Source organism: Micromonospora arida (assembly GCF_042873195.1).
Taxonomy (GTDB): Bacteria; Actinomycetota; Actinomycetes; order Mycobacteriales; family Micromonosporaceae; genus Micromonospora; species Micromonospora arida.
The window spans coordinates 49,367-68,154 of sequence record NZ_JBIALC010000009.1; the positions used below are offsets into that span (position 1 = coordinate 49,367).

Below are 18,788 nucleotides of genomic sequence, written 5' to 3' on the forward strand. Positions count from 1 at the left end.
GAGCAAGTCGTGAGTCGGGCCATCAGCGCGCCGTTTCGACCGGATCGACGGGGGGTGGCCCCCGGCTGGCGGGCCAGCCAAGCGAGTCGAGTTCGGGACACCGGGGCGGGCCGCTCCGGCGGCACCGCCCGCGCGGTGACCCGGACGCTCAGCGACGACCCGCTGGGCGGCACGGTACGTCGTACCGTGCTGCCCAGCGGCCTGCGCGTCCTCACCGAGGCGATTCCGGCGATGCGCAGCGTCTCGTTCGGCATCTGGGTGGCGGTCGGCTCGCGTGACGAGACCGGCCCGCAGGCCGGCGCCGCGCACTTCCTCGAGCACCTGCTCTTCAAGGGCACGCACAAGCGCACCGCACTGGAGATCTCCTCGCAGATCGAGGCGGTGGGTGGCGAGACCAACGCCTTCACCACGAAGGAATACACCTGCTACTACGCCCGCGTGCTGGACGAGGACCTGCCGCTGGCGATCGACGTGATGTGCGACCTGGTCGCCGACTCGCTGTTGGAGCCGGCCGACGTCGAGACCGAGCGTGGCGTGATCCTGGAGGAGATCGCCATGCACGACGACGAGCCGGGTGACGAGGTGCACGACCTCTTCGTCCAGGCCGTCTACGGCGATCACCCGCTCGGCCGGCTGATCTCCGGCACCGCGGAGACCGTCACCCCGATGACCCGGCGGCAGATCCAGAGCTTCTACCGGGGTCGCTACACCGCGCCGCAGATCGTCATCGCCGCCGCCGGCAACCTCGACCATGCCGCGGTGGTCAAGCTGGTCCGTCAGGCCGTGCGCGGCACCCCGCTGGACAGCGACCCGGCCAGCCCGGCGCCGCACCGCGCGGCGACCCCGGCGGTACGCACCAAGCCGGCGACCACCCTGGTGGAGCCGAAGGAGACCGAGCAGGCACACGTCATCCTCGGCTGCCCCGGCATCGACCGGCTCGACGATCGGCGGTTCGCCCTCGGGGTGCTCAACAACGTGCTCGGCGGCGGCATGTCCAGCCGACTGTTCCAGGAGATCCGCGAGCAGCGCGGCCTCGCGTACTCGGTCTACTCCTACGCCAGCCAGTACGCCGACACCGGCCTGTTTGCCGTCTACGCCGGCTGCGCGCCGGGCAAGGTGGACGAGGTGCTGGCCCTGACCCGCGCCGAGCTGGCCCGGGTGGCCGCCGACGGGTTGACCGAGGCCGAGGTGGCCCGGGGCAAGGGGATGAGCAAGGGCTCGTTCGTGCTCGGCCTGGAGGACACCGGTTCGCGGATGAGCCGGCTGGCCAAGGGTGAGCTGCTCTACGGCGACCTGATGCCGGTCGACGAGCTGCTCCGCCGGGTCGACGAGGTCACCGTGGAGGACGTGAACGACCTCGCCGCCGAACTGCTCAGCCGGCCGATGTCGCTGGCCGTGGTGGGCCCGTTCGGCGCCGGCGACTTCACGGTCTGAGGTCTGCGGCCCGGCTCGGCCGAGGCACCCCGGTCGGGCGTCCCGGCCGGTGGAGCACAGCGGATCCGGCCGGAAGGGCCCGTCCCGATTGGGATAGGTTGTGCCCCGTGACTGACGAGCAGGGAAAGACCCCGGCCCAGCAGCTGCGGGTCGGCGTGTTTGGTGCGCGCGGCCGGATGGGCATCGAGGTCTGCAAGGCGGTCGACGCCGCCGACGATCTCGCCCTGACCGCGGCGGTCGACCAGGGCGACAGCCGCTCCTCCGTCTCCACAGCCGAGGTGGTCGTCGACTTCACCACGCCGGACGTCGTCATGGACAACCTCCAGTGGTGCATCGAGCAGGGCATCAGCGCGGTGGTCGGCACGACCGGCTTCACCGAGCAGCGGCTGGAGCAGGTGCGTGGCTGGCTGGCCGACAAGCCCGAAGTTGGCGTGGTCATCGCTCCGAACTTCGGCATCGGCGCGGTGCTGATGATGCAGTTCGCCGCGCGGGCCGCTCGACACTTCGAGTCCGTCGAGATCATCGAGCAGCACCACCCGCGCAAGCTGGACGCCCCGAGTGGCACCGCCACCCACACCGCCCGGCAGATCGCCCAGGCCCGCGCCGAGGCCGGCCTCGGCCCGGTCCCGGACGCCACCAAGGACGAGGTGCCGGGTGCGCGCGGCGCCGACATCGAGGGGGTACGCGTCCACGCGGTGCGCGCCACCGGCCTGGTCGCTCACCAGGAGGTGCTGTTCGGCGGCACCGGCGAGACGCTGACCATTCGGCACGACTCGTACGACCGGGTGTCGTTCATGCCGGGTGTGCTGCTGGCCGTCCGCGCGGTGCGCAACCGCCCCGGCCTCACCGTCGGCCTGGACGCCCTGCTCGACTGACCGGGCCGCTCGTCCGCTCCTCCACATCGCGGCACCGTAGATCTTGGACGGTTTTCGTTCCCAGGGCGGGCTGACGAAGGTGTCCAAGATCCGCGGGCCCGGTAGCATCCGTCGGATGATCAATGCAGGGCACCTGGACCGGCGCGGGCGGCAAGTCACGCTCCGGCCTGTCGACGACGACAACTGGCGGGCGGTGGCCGACGTCGCCCCGCGAGACGACCAACGCCGTTTCGTGGCCGCGCTGGGCGCGCGCTATCTGCTGCTGAGCACCCGCTCCGAAGTGTGGAACTCCCTCGCCGTGTACGCCGACGAGACAGTCGTCGGCCACGTCATGTGGGGCGTGGACGACGACGGTTCGCACTGGATCGGCGGAATGCTGGTCGACGCCGCCGAGCAGGGCCAGGGCGTCGGCAGGGCCACCGTGCATACGCTGGCCCCCTGGCTGGCGGCCAAGGCCGGCAACCCCCCGGTCCGCCTGTCGTACCACCCCGACAACACCCCAGCCGCGGCCCTCTACACCTCCCTGGGCTTTCACCCCACGGGGGCGATCGACGACGAAGAGCTGATCGCCGAACTCACCCCCTGACCCCCGCGATCTAGCACTTCCTGTCGCGACATAGAAAACATCTCACCCATAACGGCAACCGAAACTGCAAGATCGCCGGGGCGTCCGGCCGGGCCGGCGGCGATCATGGAGTTGTGGTGTCTCACATAAAGGGCGTACACGGAGCTGTCGCCCACCACAACTCCATGATCGACCGGCGAGGGGCCGGGCGGGTGGGTTAGGTGGGGCGGGTTGGGGATTTTGGGCGGCGTTGGGTGGGGAGGGTTGGGGTTGGGGTTAGCGGGGTGGGGAGGTTGGTGACGGTGGCTTCGCCGGTGCGGTCGACCGTGACATGCACCGGGGTGTCGGCCACACGGAGGCCGTCGACCGTCACGGCACCGAACTCTGCTCCCGCCAGAGGGGCCAGTCGGACCGTGCCGCCCGGCACGTCCGGGTAGAGCCCGGTGGCGGCCTGGAGCAGCAGCACCGTGCCCGCCGCGGCCCACGCCTGCGGCCGGCACGAGGCCGGGTACGGCACCGGGCGGTTCACCTGTGCCCGGTCGTCGCCGCCGTACAGCTCCGGCATCCGGTAGTCGAACGCCTCGGCCGCGCTGAGCAGCCCGTCGGCCAGACCGAGCGCGGCCTCGCGGTGCCCGGCGCGGGCCAGCCCACCGAGCACGATCGCGGTGTCGTGGGTCCAGATCGAGCCACAGTGGTACGACAACGGGCTGAACCCGGCGTCGTCGCTGGACATGGTGCGTAGCCCGAAGCCGGCGGCCATCGTGTCGGTGGTGAGTAGGTGCGCGACCTGGGCCTCCTCGTCGCGGTCGAGCAGGCCGGTGCCGAGCAGGTGGCCGATGTTGCTGGTCAGCGAGTCGACCGGACGCTTGTCGCGGTCGAGGGCCAGCGCTGGTTGCGGTCCGTGGCGACCGTCGACCCAGAAGCTCTTGCGGAACCGGCCGACCAGCGCGGCGGCGTGCTCGCGCCAGCGGTCGGCGCCCGGTCGGCCGAAGGCGTCCAGCAGGGCGGCGCCGTTCACGGCGGCCTCGTGCGCGTACCCCTGCACCTCGGCCAGCACGATCGGCGCGGTGGCCAGGGACCCGTCGTGGAAGCGGACGGCGTCACCGGAGTCCTTCCAGCCCTGGTTGGACAGCCCGTGCCCGGTGGTGTCGACGTACTCGACCAGGCCGTCACCGTCCGGGTCGGCGTGCTCGCCGATCCAGCGCAGCGCCGCCTCCAGGTGCGGCAGCAGGGGCTCGACCTGCTCGGCGGGCATCCCCCAACGCCACGCGTCGTGCAGCAGGTTGACCCAGAGCATGGTGGCGTCGACGGTGCCGTAGTACGCCGGTGGAAGGCGCAGGCCGTTGTCGGGCAGAGCGAACGCGTGGCGGCGCAGCTCGTGCAGGATCTTGCCGGGGGCCTCGCCGGTCGTCGGGTCGATCCGCGTGCCCTGCCGCCGGGCGAGCACGCGCAGTGTGCCGGCGGCCAGGTCGGTGCCGAGCGGCAGCATCATCCGTGCGGCCCAGAGGCTGTCCCGGCCGAACAGGGTGAGGAACCAGGGCACTCCGGCGCCGAGGAACACGTCGCCGGGTGCGCCGGTCTCGGCCAGTCGGAGGCCGCGCAGGTCGTCCAGGCTGCGGTCGAGCAGCCGGATCAGCCGTCGGTCGTCGGCGGTCACCTCGGGTCGGGACCACTCGGGCTCGCCGGCCGGGCCGACGACGACGGCGCGAGGGTCGTCGACGGTCAACTGCCAGCGCAGCACCGTCTCTCCGGCGGGTGGCAGGTCGACCGCCCAGGCCAGTCGGGGTGCGGTGGCCCGCTCGCCGTCGGCGAGCACGTCGGCGCCCGGCGCGGTGACGGTGACGGTGATCCCGGAGCCCGCCCAGGTGAGCGTGCCGGGCTGACCGGTCGTGGCCGTCAGCGCGTCGGTGGCGCCACCGGACTTGACGACCTCGATGGGTGCCAGGTCGCAGCCGAGGTCGACGGAGACGGTGGCCCGTACGCCGATCGTGGCGGTGGAGACGATCCGCAGCTCCTCGGTGAGGCCGTTGCGGGTGGCCCGCCGGAGCCGGTCGACGCGGACGGTGGGGTCGGGGGTGGGGTCACCGAGCCAGCGGGCCAGGCCCACGAAGTGTGCGCCGTGCGGGCCGTCGTCGCCGCGGGCCAGCCCTTCGAGCTCCCGCTCGTCGACCCGCAGCTCGGCGCGGGAGAGCACCCGGGCATCGGCGTGGAAGACGCCCTGGACGCCGGACGGGCGGATCTGCCCGGTCGCGTCCCCCAGCGCGCTGGTCGGGGCGAAGACCACCCCGACCAGCTCGTGCAGGAGGGGTTGCAGCTGGCGTTCGATCACGGTGTGGCTCCAGATCCTCGGGGTGCGGGGCGGCCATCTTGACAACGCGCCCCTGGCGGTGCAAAGTGCGAAACATTCCAGAAACTTGAACGATCCAATCCTGCCTTATCCAAATTGGATCGTTCAAGATGGCGAGAGGGATTAAGTGGCCGAAAAGGTGACCATCGCGACGGTGGCCCGGCACGCCCGAGTCAGCCGGCAGACCGTGTCCAACGTCCTCAACAGCCCGCACATCGTGCGGCAGGAGACCCGTCAGCGGGTCCAGGACGTGATCAACGCGCTCGGCTACCGGGCGAACCAGGCTGCCCGCCAGATGCGCACCGGCCGGTCCCGCCTCATCGCCGCCCGCATCGAACCGACCCGCGACGGCATCAACGGCTCCGTGCTCGACCGCTTCCTGCACGGCCTCACCGAGACCGCCGACGCCGCCGGCTACCGGGTGCTGCTCTACACCGCCACCGACGACGAACGGGAGATCGCCACCTACGGCGACCTGCTCGGCACCTACGAGTTGGACGCGTTCGTGCTGGTGGGTACCAAGCACGGCGACCCGCGTACCGAATGGCTCGCCGACCGGGACGTGCCGTTCGTGACCTTCGGTCGTCCATGGGACGCGCTCGACGCGCACCCCTGGGTGGACGTGGACGGCGCGGCCGGCACCGCCCAGGCCACCCGGCGTCTGCTCGACGCCGGCCACCGGCGGATCGCCTTCATCGGCTGGCCGGTCGGCTCCGGCGTCGGCGACGACCGGCGGGCCGGCTGGCACGACGCGCTGCGTGCGGCCAGCGTCGACCCGACCGGGCTGCACCGGGAGACCGAGGACGGCATCGCCGAGGGCGAACGCCTGATGCGTGACCTGCTCGTCACAGTTGCACCGAGCGCCGTGGTCTGCGCCAGCGACTCACTCGCCCTCGGTGCCCTCCAGGCGATCCGCGGCGTCGACCCGCCCGTGTCGGTGATCGGCTTCGACGACACGCCGGTGGCCGCAGCGGTCGGGCTGACCAGCGTCAGCCAACCGCTCGGCGAGGCCGCCGCCCGCTGCGTGGACCTGCTCACCGGGGTCCTCGACGGCGACCACGAGACCCCCACCCCCGTGCTGCTCCAGCCCTCGTTGGCACTGCGGCACACCGCGTAGTCCCACCCCCCACCAGGAGAAACCATGGCACCCCGAACAATCACCCGGGCAGCGGTGGCCGGCCTCGCCGCCGTCGCCCTCCTTGGCTCCGCCGCCTGCGGCAGCGGCTTCGACGACTCCTCCGGCGACGCCGCCCAGTCCAGCGGCCCGGCCAGCCTGCAGATCCTGATCGGCTCGTCCGGCGAGGCCGAGACCAAGGCCGTGCAGGACGCCGCCGCGAAGTGGGCCAGCAGCTCCGGCAACACCGCGACGGTCACCCCGGCGCAGGACCTCACCCAGCAGCTCGGTCAGGCCCTCGCCGGCGGCACCCCGCCGGACGTCTTCTATGTGGACGCGGCCCAGTTCGCCAACTACGCCAGCGTCGGCGCGCTGGAGCCGTACGGCGACAAAATCAGCAACTCTGGCGACTTCTACGAGAGCCTGCGCAGCGCCTTCACGTACGACGGCAAGGTCTACTGCGCGCCCAAGGACTTCTCGACCCTGGCCCTGCAGATCAACACCGACCTGTGGACCAGAGCCGGGTTGACCGACGCCGACGTGCCGACGACCTGGGAGCAGCTCACCGCCGTCGCCCAGAAGATCAAGGCCAAGGGGCAGGTCCCGCTGGCCCTCGGTGACACCCGGGACCGGATCGGCGCCTTCATGGTGCAGAACGGCGGCTGGCTGGTGAGCAAGGACGGCAAGCAGCCCACGGCCGACACCCCGGAGAACCTCGCCGCCCTCCAATACGTCAAGACCATGCTCGGCACCGGCCTGGCCAAGTACCCGAAGCAGCTCGACGCCGGCTGGTCCGGTGAGGCGTTCGGCAAGGGCAAGGCCGTGATGACCATCGAGGGCAACTGGATCAAGGGTGCTCTGCAGAACGACTTCCCGAACGTGAAGTACAAGGTCGTGGCGCTGCCGGCCGGCCCCAAGGGGCAGGGCACCCTCTCCTTCACCCAGTGCTGGGGCATCGCAGCGAAGAGCAAGTACAAGGATCAGGCGATCAAGTTCGTCGAGGCGATGACCAGCGGCGAGCAGCAGATGACCTTCGCGAAGGCGTTCGGTGTCATGCCGTCCCGCCAGTCGGCCGGTGACCAGTACACCGCCGCCTTCCCGGCGGACAAGGTGTTCATCGACGGCGCTGCGTACGCCCAGGGCCCGGTGAACGCCCCGAAGATGGACAGCGTCCTCAAGGACCTCGACACCGGTCTACAGGGGCTGGCGAACGGCGACCCGAAGACCGTGCTGCAGAACTTCGACAAGAACGCCAAGGCGGCGCTCGGCGGCAGCTGAGGTGATGGCGGGGGCCCCGGCGACCACCGGGGCCCCCGTCGCACGTCGGCCGGAGAGAGGGAGGGAGGGAAGATGGCAACCGAGACACTGACCGCCGCGGCGACCGCGGGCCCGGCCGGCCCCCGCCGACGCAGGGGCGGCATCCGGAGCAACGAGAACCTTGCCGGCTGGCTCTTCGTCGCGCCGGTGATCGTCATTCTGGGGCTGTTCCTGCTGCTGCCCATCCTGATGGCGCTCTGGGTCAGCCTGACCGACTGGAACGGCCAGGGCAGCCCGTTCACCGGCGACGTCCCGTTCGTCGGCGCGCACAACTACACCCAGTTGTTCACGGAGGACGGGCTGGCCCGCCGCGACTTCATGACCAGCATCCGCAACAACATCTACTACGTGGCGATCGTGGTGCCGGCGCAGACCGTGCTCGCGCTCGGACTGGCGTTGGTCGTCAACAACCGGATGCTCAAGGGCAAGAGCTTCTTCCGCAGCGCCTTCTACTTCCCCTCGGTGACCAGCTCGGTCGCGATCAGCGTGGTGTTCCTGTTCCTCTTCGCCAACTCCGGCGCGGTGAACGCGCTGCTCGGTTTCCTCGGGATCGACGGTCCGGAGTGGTTCGCCGACTCCCGGGGCGTGCTTCACCTGCTGTTCGGCGCGGTCGGCGTCGACTCGCCACCGGCGGCACTGGCCGACAGCGGCCCGTTCGGGCTGACCTGGTGGGACTGGCTGGCCGGCCCGAGCGTGGCGATGATCTCGATCATCACGTTGGTCGTCTGGACCACCTCCGGCACCTTCATGCTGATGTTCCTGGCCGGGCTGCAGAACGTGCCGGTCACGCTGGACGAGGCGAGCACCCTCGACGGCGCGTCCCGGTGGCAGCGCTTCCGGCACGTCACCCTGCCGATGATCAGGCCCACCACCTTCCTGGTGCTCACCCTCGGCATGATCGGCTCCTGGCAGGTCTTCGACCAGGTGTACGTGATGAGCCAGGGCGACCCGGCCAAGACCACGCTCACCCCGGCGTACCTGTCGTACCGGACCGCCTTCCGGGACTTCGACTACGGCTCCGGCGCGGCAATCTCCTTCGTCCTGTTTCTGATCATCATCATCCTCACCCTGATCCAGCGCCGGGCGCTGGCCGAGAGGGACACCGACCGGCCGCGCCGCGGCCTGTGGCGTCGGCGCGTACCGGAAAGGTCCTGAGATGGCCGTGCTCACCGACCGCCCGGCGGCGGCGCCCGCGCGGCGACACCAGCGCGCGGCCCGCACCCTGGCCACCCGCTTTCTGGGGTACGCCACGCTGGTCTTCTTCGGGCTGGTGTTCCTCTACCCGTTCGTCATCCAGATCGGCAACGCGCTCAAGACCGAGCCCGACGCGGCGGCGAACCCGCTGTCACCGTTTCCGGACCCGCTCACGCTGGCCGGCTTCGAACGGATCTTCGCCGGCACCAACTTCCCGCTGTGGCTGGGCAACTCGCTGCTGGTGACGGTGCTCGTCACCATCGGCCGGGTCTTCTTCGACTCGCTCGCCGGCTACGCGCTGGCCCGGCTGCGGTTCCGGGGCCGCGGCGGGCTGTTCGCCGCCGTCATCGCGGTGATGGCGGTGCCCGGGGTGGTGCTACTGATCCCGAAGTTCCTGGTGCTCAACCAGCTCGGCCTCTACAACAGCTACGCCGGGCTGGTGGTGCCGCTGCTGGCCGACGCGGCGGGCGTGTTCATCATGAAACAGTTCTTCGAGTCGATCCCGGTGAGTGTCGAGGAGGCCGCCCGGATAGACGGGGCGAGCATCTTCCGTACCTTCTGGTCGGTGGTGCTGCCAATGGCGAAACCGGCGCTGATCACCCTCACCATCCTGTCGTTCCAGGGGTCCTGGAACGAATTCCCGCACAGCCTTGTGTCGGTGCAGGACCCGGACCTGTTCACCCTGCCGCGCGGGTTGGCCGACCTGGTCAGCGGATCGCTCGGCAAGGGCACCCAGTACCCGCTCAAGCTCGGCGCCGCGCTACTGGCCACCATCCCGGTGGCGATCATCTTCGTGGTGTTCCAGCGGTACTTCGTCCGCGACGCCAACGACGGCGCCGACAAGGGCTGACCTGGGTCGGTGCGGCGGCCTCGACCCCGGGGCCGCCGCCCCTGTCACTCGACCTTCTCGGCCGGAACGGCCACGTGCAGGCGCACCTGGGGCACCAGCATGTCGTCGACGTCCAGCGCCCGCGCCGCGCCGTCGGGCTCCCACCCGGTGCTGGTCAGGAACTTGCGGGTCGCCTCGTCACCGTCGAACGCCCAGGCCACCGCCCGGCTCATCCCGTCCTCGCGCCACAGGTCGACGGCGGCGGCGAGCAGCCGACTGCCGTGCCCCCGCCGGCCCCATCGCGGCTCCACCAGCAGGTCGGTCACCGCCGCCACGTCCGGGCCGAGCGCGTCGGCCGGCTCACCCGGGGCCAACGCCTCGCCGTCGGCCGGGCCGGAGGCGGCGAACCCCACCAGATACGATTGCTCGGCCTGTTCGACGGCGACCAGCACCCGGTGCGCGCCCGAGGGCGGCTCCAGCACCGCGGCGCTCCACCGCCGGGCGAGGAACGCCTCGTCCAGGTTGTCGAGCACATGCCGAGGCAGGATCCGGCGGTACGCGACCCGCCAGGTCGCGAGCTGGATGCGTGCGATCTCGCCGGCGTCCTCGGGACGCGCCGGGCGGACGTACCCGAGAGCCATGGGACGGAAGCCTACGCAGGGCGAGGGAGACGACGGTGGCGCAGGGTGCCAACAGGACGACCGCGCAGGTCGTCGGGGTGGTGGTGCTCGCCGCGGCGGTCACCGGGTTCCTCGCCGTCGCCGCCGTCCGGCACGGGTTCTTCGACCTGAAGGTCTACTACGGCGCGTTGACCTGGTGGGTGCGCGACGGTGGGGAGATCTACGACTACCTCAAGCCGGGCACCCAGTACGGCTTCACCTATCCGCCGTTCGCCGCGCTGGTCATGCTGCCGATGGCGTACCTGCCGTGGACGGCCGCGATCGTGGTGAGCGTGCTCGCCAGCGTGGCCACCACCATGGTGCTGATCTGGTGGCTGGTCGACCCGATCGCCCGCCGTGCCGGCTGGACCCGGTGGTTCGCCCTCGCCGTGGCGCTCTGCCTGGCCGCCGCGTTCGAACCGATGCGGGAGACCGTCAACTTCGGCCAGGTCAACACGCTGCTGCTCTTCCTGGTGGCGGTGGACCTGCTGCGGCTGCTGCCAGCCGGCAACCGGTGGGCCGGGGTGGGCATCGGGCTCGCCACCGCGATCAAACTGACCCCTGGCGTGTTCATCGTCTACCTGTTGGTGACCGGGCGGTGGCGGGCGGCGCTCACCGCCGGCGGCACGGCCGCCGGGGTTTCGCTGCTGGCCGCCGCGCTCTTCCCGGACGCGTCCCGGGAGTTCTGGACCGAGGCCCTGTGGAACACCGGGCGGGTGGGCGAACTGGCCTTCGTCTCCAACCAGTCGCTGCGCGGGGTGGTCGCCCGGCTCGACCCGGAGCACCCGAGCACCCTGCTGTGGCTGCTGCTGGTGCTGGGCACCCTGGCGCTCTGGGCCTGGCGCTCCCGGGCCGCCGTCGCGGTCGGCGACGAGGCGACCGGCCTGGCGCTGACCGGCGCGGTGATGTGCCTGGTCAGCCCGGTCACCTGGGTGCACCACCTGGTCTGGCTGCTGCCCGCGTTGATCCTGCTGGTCGACAACGCGATGGCCGCGCCGGCCGGCCGTCGACGGCAGGTCCTGCTGGTCGCCGCGACCATCGGGTACGCGCTGCTGATCAGCCGGACCGTCTGGCTCTGGGAGAAGGACTTCAGCGGCGTCGACGGCTTCCTGGGCAGTAACGCCTACGTGTGGGTCAGTCTGGCGCTGCTGGCTTTCCTGCCGATCCGCCGGTGGCTGACCCCGAACGGGTCAGCGGTCGAGGCGTCCGGTGTACCGCAGCTCGACCAGCCCGACCGGCGGGCCCCCACCGGCCAGCGGCACCTGGTAGGTCGACCGCTCACCGTCCGGTGACAGGCCGGCGCGCTCGCAGAACCGTCGGGCCCGCCGGTTGTCCGCCAGCACCCACGCCCGGTACCCGGCCCAGCCCCGCTCGGTGAGCCCCCTCCGGGCGGCGTCCAGCAGCGCCGCGGCGGTCCCGTCACCCCAGTGGGCCGGCTCCACGTAGAGCGCCACCACCTCGCCGACCGTCGGATCCAGGTCGTCCCGGTCCTGGTTGCGGCGGTACGGCCCGAAGGTGGTGAAACCCACGACCAACCCGTCCATCTCGCCGAGCAGTGTGGTGAACGGGTGTTCCGGATCGGCGGTGCCGACGTCGCGACGACGCTGTGCCCAGGCCACCACGTTGAGCCGCCCGAGCACCTCGTCCGGCATGAAGCCGGCGTAGCCCGCCTGCCAGCCGTGCACGTGTACCCGGGCGACCGCCTCGGCGTCGTCCGGTTCCTCCCGACGGATGGTCAGCATTGCACCGTTCTATGCCCCGTTGGTCGTCACGTCCAGCTTCCCGCACCGGCGTCGTACCGATGAATTAAGGTCGCCGACGATGACCGCACCGGAATCACTCTCGCTCGCCCAGGCCCGCCGCGTGGCGCTATCCGCCCAGGGCTTCGCCGACCCGGCGCCGACGGGCGTGCCCACCCGCCGACACCTGCGTCGCGTGCTGGGCCGGGTCGGGCTGATCCAGATGGACTCGGTCAACGTGCTGCAACGGGCGCACTACCTGCCGCTCTACAGCCGGCTCGGGCCCTACCCGACCACGTTGCTCGACCAGGCCGCCTACCGGCGCCCCCGCGAGCTGTTCGAATACTGGGGCCATGAGGCGTCGCTGGTCCCGGTGGAGCTGCACCCGATGCTGCGCTGGCGGATGGCCCGGGCGCACAGCGAATCGTGGGGCGGCATGCGGCGGATTGCCCAGGAGCAGCCGGAGCTGGTCGCCTGGGTCCGGGACGAAGTGGCCGCCCGGGGGCCGCTGACCGCTGCCGAGATCGAGCACGACGCGCCCCGGGAAACCGGCAACTGGGGGTGGAACTGGTCGGCGGTCAAGCGGGCGTTGGAGTTCCTGTTCTGGGCCGGGGAGGTGGCCGCCGCCGAGCGCAGCACCTCCTTCGCCCGCCGCTACGACCTGCCCGAGCGGGTACTGCCCGCGGCGGTGCTGGCCGCGCCCACCCCGACCGACGCCGAGGCGTACCGGACGCTGGTTGCCCTCGCCGCGCGGTCCCTCGGGGTGGCCGCCGAGCCGGAGCTGCGCGACTACTTCCGGTTGCCGCTGGCCGGCGCCCGGCAGGCCGTCGCAGAGCTGGCCGAGGCCGGTGAGCTGGTGCCGGTCACCGTGGCGGGCTGGCGGCAGCCGGCCTGGCTGCACACGTCCGCCCGGTTGCCCCGCTGGGTGCGGGGCAACACACTGGTCAGCCCCTTCGATCCGCTGATCTGGGAACGTGCCCGCACCGAGCGACTGTTCGACTTCAGCTACCGGATCGAGATCTACGTCCCGGCGCCCCAGCGGGTCTACGGGTACTACGTGTTGCCGTTCCTGCAGGGCGATCGGCTCACCGCCCGGGTCGATCTGAAAGCCGATCGGAAGGCCGGGGTGCTGCTGGTGCCGGCCGCCTGGCTCGAACCCGGCGTCGACCCGGGGGAGACCGCCGTCGCGCTCGCCGCCGAGCTGTACCGCCTCGCCGGCTGGCTCGGCCTGGACGCGGTGGCCCCGCCGACGGCCGGCGACCTGGCCGGTCCGCTCACCGCCGCGTTGGCCGGCGTGTCCGGTGTACCGTGAGCGCGTGACGAGCGCACCCGGACCGGTCGACCAGCCGCACCCCGCCCCGGGCGTGGTCCACACGGCGCCGGCCGACGGTGACACGGATCCAGGTGGCTTCAATTCCGGTGACACGGCTCCTGGTGGCACGGCTCCTGGTGGCACGGCTCCCGGTGGCACGGCTCCCGGTGGTGTGGGTCCCGGTGGCGCGGGTCCCGCCGGCTTCGCACCCTCCGGCTTCGGTCCCGGTGGCGCGGGTCCCGCCGGCTTCGCACCCTCCGGCTTCGGTCCCGGTGGCGCGGGTCCGGAGGTTTGGCCGACGACCCCGCCGGGCGGCTACCCGGCGCCTGAGCCGGACCGGCTCACCCGGTTCGTGCTGCGGCTCTACGAACGTTCCCCGCGCTGGGCGGTGCCGCTGGCCGCGGTCGGCTGCGTCGCCGTCGGCATGAGCTACGCGCTGCTCAGCAACCCGACCTACGCCGACCCGGACGCCGCGCCCACCTGTCTGCTCAAGTTGACCACCGGGCTGGACTGCCCGGGCTGCGGTGGCACCCGCGCGCTCTGGTACGTGCTGCACGGCGACCTCCCGGCCGCCGCCCGGCACCACTTCCTGTTCGTCTTCGCGCTGCCGTTCCTCGCGTACCTCTTCGTGGCCTGGGCGGGGAACCAGGCGTTCGGTTGGCGACTGCCCGAGCTGCGGATCAGCTCGAAGGTCATCGGCGGTTTCCTGGCCGCGTGGCTGGCCTTCTCGGTGCTACGCAACCTGCCCTGGGCGCCGTTCACCTCGCTCTACGTCTGACCGCGCCGCCGCCCGACCGCGCCGCCGCCCGACCGCGCCGCCGCCCGACCGCGCCGCTGTCTAACGCGCCGTCGCCCGACGCGCCGCTGTCTGGTGCGCTGCCGCCGCGCCGCCGCCGCGTCGGCCACGCGCCGCCGCCGATGCGGATGCGGGGTTCGGCCAGCGTGCGCTGTTTGGCGTCCTTTGGAGCTGATTCGTTTACGACATCAGGGGCCCCTCCGGCACCCATGATCGACTCGACATCCAGGAAACCGGGCCATCCACCCGACCCGGATGCCACGACTTTCAGGAACTCGAGTCGATCATCCAGTGGGCAGCCGCACACTCGCGTCCGCGGCGGACGGCGGACGGCGCATTTCGCCCCAAGATCGCGCTCGATCCTGGATGTAGTGGGGTCGGGCGCGACGGATGCCACTACATCCATGGTGTTGCGCGATCTTGCGAGCGAAAGCTGCGGCCGAGCCGCTCGGGCCGCTTGGGCCGTTCGGGCCGTTCGGGCCGTTCGGGCTCGGGCCGCTCGGGCTCGGGCCGCTCGGGCCCGGCTCGCTCGGCTCGCTCGGGTCGCTCGGGTCGCTCGGGTCGCTCGGGTCGCTCGGGTCGCTCGGGTCGCTCGGGTCGCTCGGGTCGCTCGGGTCGCTCGGGTCGCTCGGGCCGCCCGGGTCGCTTGGGCCGGATCGGTTTGTTCGGGTCTTGGGCGCCCGAGCGGAGCTCGGGCCTTGGTCGTCGGCGTGGGTGAGCCCATCCGCTGGGGCTGATGTCGCCAACGATTCAGCTCCAAAGGACGCCAATGAACTGTCCGCCCCGGCCTCGATGACGATGCCCGGACCTGGACCCCGGACCTGGACCCCGGATCTGGACCCCGGACCCTGGACCCCGGACCTGGACCCCGGACCCTGGACCCCGGACCCCGGACCCTGGACCCTGGACCCCGGACCCCGGACCCCGGACCCTGGACCCTGGACCCCGGACCCCGGACCCCGGACCCTGGACCCCGGACCCCGGACCCTGGACCCCGGACCCGGACCTGGACCCGGACCCGGCCAACGCCGTTGGTCGTCGGCGGGTCCGCGGCTGTCTGAGTGATCGACATTGCAGGGGGCGCGCCTGAGTTGGGCCGGGCGGCACCCCACCACTAAAGTCCCAGGAATGCCGGACATGGTGCAGCCCCAGGTCAAGTTGATCGCGTGGACCCAATTCGCGGCCCCGGACGACGTGCCGTGGTCGACCGACGCGGATGGCGGCCAGGCGCTCGCCGAGTTCGCCGGTCGGGCCTGCTACCAGTCGTGGAAGAAGCCGAACCCGGCGACCGCCACCAATGCCGGCTACCTGGCGCACATCCTCGAGGTGGGCCACCTGAGCGTGCTGGAGCACGGGTCGGTCACCTTCTACTTCACCGGGGTGTCCCGCTCCTTCACCCACGAGCTGATTCGGCACCGGCACTTTTCGTACTCCCAGCTCTCCCAGCGCTACGTCCCGGAGCGGGACGCGGCCATGGTCGAGCCGGCGGTCATCGCCGACGACCCGGAGCTGCACAAGAAGTTCGTGGAGGCCGCCGAGGCCAGCGTTCGGGCGTACACCGAGTTGCTGGAGGGCCTCGAGCAGCGCTTCTCCGACGAGCCGAACCCGACGCTGCGCCGCAAGCAGGCGCGGCAGGCGGCCCGGGCGGTGCTGCCCAACGCCACCGAGACCCGGATCGTGGTCTCCGGCAACTACCGGGCCTGGCGGCACTTCATCGCGATGCGGGCCACCGAGCACGCCGACGTGGAGATCCGTGAGCTGGCCGTGGAGTGCCTGCGCCAGCTCCAGGGGGTCGCCCCGAACGTGTTCGCCGACTTCGCGATCACCACGCTGCCGGACGGCACCGAAGTGGCGGCCAGCCCGCACGAGGCGTCCTGAGCCCTTCCCCGGCGGGCCTCGGCTGGTCGTCCGCTAGGTTGGAGGGTATGACGCACGACCACCTCGACGCCGCGACCCGACCGGCGTCCCGCCCCTTCGGCCGGCTGCTCACAGCCATGGTGACCCCGCTCACCCCAGACGGTTCCCTCGATCTCGACGGCGCCGCCCGGCTGGCGAGCCACCTGGTCGACGAGCAGGGAAACGACGCGCTGGTGGTCAATGGCACCACCGGCGAGTCGCCGACCACCACCGAGGCGGAGAAGGAACACCTGATCCGGGCCGTGGTGGAGGCCGTCGGTGACCGCGCCAAGGTGGTCGCGGGCGTCGGCACCAACGACACCCGGCACACCATCGAGCTGGCCGCCGCCGCCGAGAAGGCGGGTGCGCACGGCCTGCTGGTGGTCACCCCGTACTACAACAAGCCGCCGCAGAGCGGGTTGCTGCGACACTTCACCGCGGTGGCCGACGCCACCGGGCTGCCAGTGATGCTGTACGACATTCCGCACCGCTCCGGCGTGCCGATCGACACCGAGACGTTGGTCCGGCTCGCCGAACACGGCCGGATCGTCGCGGTCAAGGACGCCAAGAGCGACCTGACCGCCACCAGCTGGGTCACCAGCCGGACCAGCCTCGCCTTCTACAGCGGCGAGGACGCCCTCACCCTGCCGGCGCTGGCCGTCGGATGCGTGGGCCTGGTCGGCACCTCGACGCACTTCACCGGGGCGCTGACCGCACAGATGATCGAGGCGTACGACGCGGGGGACATGCCGACCGCGCTGGCCCTGCACCGGCGGCTGCTGCCGCTGTTCACCGGCATCTTCCGCACCCAGGGCACCATCCTGGTGAAGGCGGGCCTGGCGTCGCTGGGCCTGCCGGCCGGCCCGGTGCGACCCCCGCTCGTGGACGCCACCGACGACGAGATCGCCCAGCTGCGCGCGGACTTCGCGGCAGCGGGCCTGGAGCTGCCCGAATGAACGAACGACACGATGGACGTCGAGTAACGGCGTCGCAGAATGAGGTGGACGCGTGACCGAGGCGCACATCGAGGCGGAACTGCCCCCGCCGCTGCCGGAAGGTGGCCTGCGGATCATCCCGCTCGGCGGGCTCGGCGCCATCGGTCGGAACATGACCGTCTTCGAGTACGACGGCAAGTTGCTGATCGTCGACTGCGGGGTGTTGTTCCCCGACGTCGAGCAGCCGGGTGTGGATTTGATCCTGCCCGACTTCGGTCCGATCCTGGACCGGCTGGCCGACGTCCAGGCGATCGTGCTGACGCACGGTCACGAGGACCACATCGGCGCGGTGCCGTACCTGCTCGCCCACAAGCCTGACATCCCGCTGGTCGGCTCACAGTTCACCCTCGCCCTGGTCGAGGCGAAGTTGGCCGAGCGGCGGATCCAGCCGTACACGCTGACCGTGCGGGAGGGCGGCCGTGAGCGGCTCGGCCCGTTCGAGTGTGAGTTCTTCGCGGTCAACCACTCGATCCCGGACGCCCTCGCGGTGGCCATCCGCACCCCCGCCGGCCTGGTGCTGCACACCGGCGACTTCAAGATGGACCAGCTGCCGCTGGACGGCCGGATCACCGACCTGGCCGGTTTCGCCCGGCTCGGCGCCGAAGGTGTCGACCTGCTGCTGTCCGACTCCACCAACGCGGAGATCCCCGGTTTCGTCACGCCGGAGCGGGAGATCGGCCCGGTGCTCGACTCGATCTTCGCGAAGGCCAAGGGTCGGATCATCGTGGCCTCGTTCGCCTCGCACGTGCACCGCGTGCAGCAGGTGTTCGACTCCGCCGCCGAGCACGGCCGCAAGGTCGCGCTGATCGGCCGGTCCATGGTCCGCAACATGGGCATCGCCCGGGACCTCGGCCTGCTCAACATCCCGGCCGGCCTGGTCATCGGGATCGAGGAGGCGACCACGCTGCCGCCGGAGCAGATCGTGTTGATGTCCACCGGTTCCCAGGGTGAGCCGATGAGCGCGCTGGGCCGGATGGCCAGCGGCGACCACCGGCACATCACCATCGCCCCCGGTGACACCGTCGTGCTGGCCTCCTCACTGGTGCCCGGCAACGAGACCTCGGTCTACCGGGTGATCAACCGGCTCGCGCGGGCCGGCGCGGTGGTCGTGCACAAGGACGTGGCCAAGGTGCACGTCTCCGGGCACGCGCCCGCCGGGGAACTGCTCTACCTGCTCAACGTGGTCCGGCCCAGCAACCTGATGCCCGTGCACGGCGAGTGGCGTCACCTGCGCGCCCACGCCCGCCTCGGCATCGAGTCCGGGGTGGCCGCCGACCGGGTGGTGATCTGCGAGGACGGCGACGTGGTCGACCTTGTCGAGGGCCGCGCCAGCCTGGTGGGGCACGTGAAGAGCCGGTACGTCTACGTGGACGGCCTCGCCGTCGGTGACGTCAGCGAGTCGCTGCTCACCGAACGGCGGATCCTCGGTGACGGCGGTTTCATCGCCACCACCGTGGTGGTCGACTCGGTCACCGGCAAGGTGGTCGCCGGCCCGACGCTCTCCGCGAAGGGCTTCTCCGAGGACCCGGAGGCGTTCAACCCGGTGGTGCCGTTGGTCACCGAGGCGCTCAACCGGGCCGCGGCGGACGGCATCACCGACCCGCACCAGCTTCAGCAGATCGTCCGGCGGACCGTGGGGCGGTGGGTCAACGACAAGTACCGTCGTCGGCCGATGATCGTGCCCACCGTCGTCGAGGTCTGACCGCACGCGTCACG

General features: G+C 71.5%; 16 protein-coding genes. 13 read left to right on the top strand and 3 right to left on the bottom strand.

Annotated elements, in window-relative coordinates:
- The first annotated feature begins 9 nt into the window (after positions 1–9).
- The 3 genes from ACFYP0_RS24215 to ACFYP0_RS24225 all read left to right on the top strand — a co-directional run bounded on the left by ACFYP0_RS24215 (position 10) and on the right by ACFYP0_RS24225 (position 2,895).
- Positions 10–1,434 carry a M16 family metallopeptidase gene (locus tag ACFYP0_RS24215; protein WP_356976927.1) on the top strand — a complete coding sequence of 475 codons (1,425 nt, stop codon included), beginning with the start codon at positions 10–12 and terminating at the stop codon, positions 1,432–1,434.
- A gap of 107 nt (positions 1,435–1,541) precedes the next feature.
- The gene (dapB, locus tag ACFYP0_RS24220; RefSeq protein WP_124856496.1) at positions 1,542–2,309 is read left to right on the top strand and encodes a 4-hydroxy-tetrahydrodipicolinate reductase; all 768 of its coding nucleotides are present in this window, start codon (positions 1,542–1,544) and stop codon (positions 2,307–2,309) included.
- A 115-nt stretch (positions 2,310–2,424) separates the two neighbouring features.
- On the top strand, positions 2,425–2,895 hold the full coding sequence (locus ACFYP0_RS24225; protein WP_356976929.1) for a GNAT family N-acetyltransferase: 471 nt from the start codon (positions 2,425–2,427) through the stop codon (positions 2,893–2,895).
- Between the two features lie 196 nt (positions 2,896–3,091).
- On the opposite strand, the gene ACFYP0_RS24230 is transcribed toward ACFYP0_RS24225, so the two are convergent.
- On the bottom strand, positions 3,092–5,203 hold the full coding sequence (locus ACFYP0_RS24230) for an amylo-alpha-1,6-glucosidase (RefSeq protein WP_356976931.1): 2,112 nt from the start codon (positions 5,201–5,203) through the stop codon (positions 3,092–3,094).
- A gap of 145 nt (positions 5,204–5,348) precedes the next feature.
- Between ACFYP0_RS24230 and ACFYP0_RS24235 the strand changes: the two genes are divergently transcribed.
- From ACFYP0_RS24235 to ACFYP0_RS24250, 4 genes are all read left to right on the top strand, one after another.
- Complete coding sequence (locus ACFYP0_RS24235) at positions 5,349–6,338, top strand: LacI family DNA-binding transcriptional regulator (protein WP_356976933.1); 990 nt, start codon at positions 5,349–5,351, stop codon at positions 6,336–6,338.
- Positions 6,339–6,362: 24 nt separating this feature from the next.
- Positions 6,363–7,613, top strand: a complete 1,251-nt coding sequence (locus ACFYP0_RS24240) for a sugar ABC transporter substrate-binding protein (protein ID WP_124854110.1) — start codon at positions 6,363–6,365, stop codon at positions 7,611–7,613.
- Between the two features lie 72 nt (positions 7,614–7,685).
- The gene (locus tag ACFYP0_RS24245; RefSeq protein WP_356976935.1) at positions 7,686–8,807 is read left to right on the top strand and encodes a carbohydrate ABC transporter permease; all 1,122 of its coding nucleotides are present in this window, start codon (positions 7,686–7,688) and stop codon (positions 8,805–8,807) included.
- A 1-nt stretch (position 8,808) separates the two neighbouring features.
- Positions 8,809–9,696 (top strand): carbohydrate ABC transporter permease, encoded by an 888-nt coding sequence (locus tag ACFYP0_RS24250; RefSeq protein WP_124854112.1) that lies wholly within the window; start codon positions 8,809–8,811, stop codon positions 9,694–9,696.
- A gap of 44 nt (positions 9,697–9,740) precedes the next feature.
- Here the strand turns inward: ACFYP0_RS24250 and ACFYP0_RS24255 are convergent, their stop codons facing one another.
- Positions 9,741–10,316: a GNAT family N-acetyltransferase gene (locus tag ACFYP0_RS24255; protein ID WP_124854113.1), complete on the bottom strand. Its 576-nt coding sequence runs from the start codon at positions 10,314–10,316 to the stop codon at positions 9,741–9,743.
- A gap of 35 nt (positions 10,317–10,351) precedes the next feature.
- Between ACFYP0_RS24255 and ACFYP0_RS24260 the strand changes: the two genes are divergently transcribed.
- Positions 10,352–11,626: a glycosyltransferase 87 family protein gene (locus tag ACFYP0_RS24260; protein WP_356976937.1), complete on the top strand. Its 1,275-nt coding sequence runs from the start codon at positions 10,352–10,354 to the stop codon at positions 11,624–11,626.
- Here ACFYP0_RS24260 and ACFYP0_RS24265 read toward each other — a convergent pair.
- Positions 11,525–12,076 (bottom strand): GNAT family N-acetyltransferase, encoded by a 552-nt coding sequence (locus ACFYP0_RS24265; RefSeq protein WP_356976939.1) that lies wholly within the window; start codon positions 12,074–12,076, stop codon positions 11,525–11,527. The genes ACFYP0_RS24260 and ACFYP0_RS24265 overlap by 102 nt on opposite strands.
- 79 nt (positions 12,077–12,155) lie before the next feature.
- Here ACFYP0_RS24265 and ACFYP0_RS24270 point away from each other — a divergent pair, with 79 nt between their 5' ends.
- The 5 genes from ACFYP0_RS24270 to ACFYP0_RS24290 all read left to right on the top strand — a co-directional run bounded on the left by ACFYP0_RS24270 (position 12,156) and on the right by ACFYP0_RS24290 (position 18,774).
- Positions 12,156–13,385, top strand: coding sequence for a winged helix-turn-helix domain-containing protein (locus ACFYP0_RS24270; protein ID WP_356976941.1), 1,230 nt, complete (start codon positions 12,156–12,158; stop codon positions 13,383–13,385).
- A gap of 172 nt (positions 13,386–13,557) precedes the next feature.
- Entirely contained in the window at positions 13,558–14,163 is a 606-nt protein-coding gene (locus ACFYP0_RS24275) for a DUF2752 domain-containing protein (RefSeq protein ID WP_356977093.1), read from the top strand.
- Positions 14,164–15,318: 1,155 nt separating this feature from the next.
- A complete protein-coding gene (thyX, locus tag ACFYP0_RS24280) occupies positions 15,319–16,059 on the top strand; it encodes an FAD-dependent thymidylate synthase (protein ID WP_124854127.1) in 741 nt (246 codons plus the stop codon).
- Positions 16,060–16,106: 47 nt separating this feature from the next.
- Positions 16,107–17,033 carry a 4-hydroxy-tetrahydrodipicolinate synthase gene (dapA, locus tag ACFYP0_RS24285; RefSeq protein ID WP_355500484.1) on the top strand — a complete coding sequence of 309 codons (927 nt, stop codon included), beginning with the start codon at positions 16,107–16,109 and terminating at the stop codon, positions 17,031–17,033.
- A 52-nt stretch (positions 17,034–17,085) separates the two neighbouring features.
- Positions 17,086–18,774 carry a ribonuclease J gene (locus ACFYP0_RS24290; protein ID WP_124854118.1) on the top strand — a complete coding sequence of 563 codons (1,689 nt, stop codon included), beginning with the start codon at positions 17,086–17,088 and terminating at the stop codon, positions 18,772–18,774.
- Positions 18,775–18,788 lie beyond the last annotated feature (14 nt).

Coding starts and splice junctions, on each gene's coding strand:
- ACFYP0_RS24225 (WP_356976929.1), top strand. CDS start 2,425: ATGATCAATGCAGGGCACCTGGACCGGCGCGGGCGGCAAGTCACGCTC.
- ACFYP0_RS24240 (WP_124854110.1), top strand. CDS start 6,363: ATGGCACCCCGAACAATCACCCGGGCAGCGGTGGCCGGCCTCGCCGCC.
- ACFYP0_RS24245 (WP_356976935.1), top strand. CDS start 7,686: ATGGCAACCGAGACACTGACCGCCGCGGCGACCGCGGGCCCGGCCGGC.
- ACFYP0_RS24250 (WP_124854112.1), top strand. CDS start 8,809: ATGGCCGTGCTCACCGACCGCCCGGCGGCGGCGCCCGCGCGGCGACAC.
- ACFYP0_RS24255 (WP_124854113.1), bottom strand. CDS start 10,316: ATGGCTCTCGGGTACGTCCGCCCGGCGCGTCCCGAGGACGCCGGCGAG.
- ACFYP0_RS24265 (WP_356976939.1), bottom strand. CDS start 12,076: ATGCTGACCATCCGTCGGGAGGAACCGGACGACGCCGAGGCGGTCGCC.
- ACFYP0_RS24270 (WP_356976941.1), top strand. CDS start 12,156: ATGACCGCACCGGAATCACTCTCGCTCGCCCAGGCCCGCCGCGTGGCG.
- thyX (WP_124854127.1), top strand. CDS start 15,319: ATGGTGCAGCCCCAGGTCAAGTTGATCGCGTGGACCCAATTCGCGGCC.
- dapA (WP_355500484.1), top strand. CDS start 16,107: ATGACGCACGACCACCTCGACGCCGCGACCCGACCGGCGTCCCGCCCC.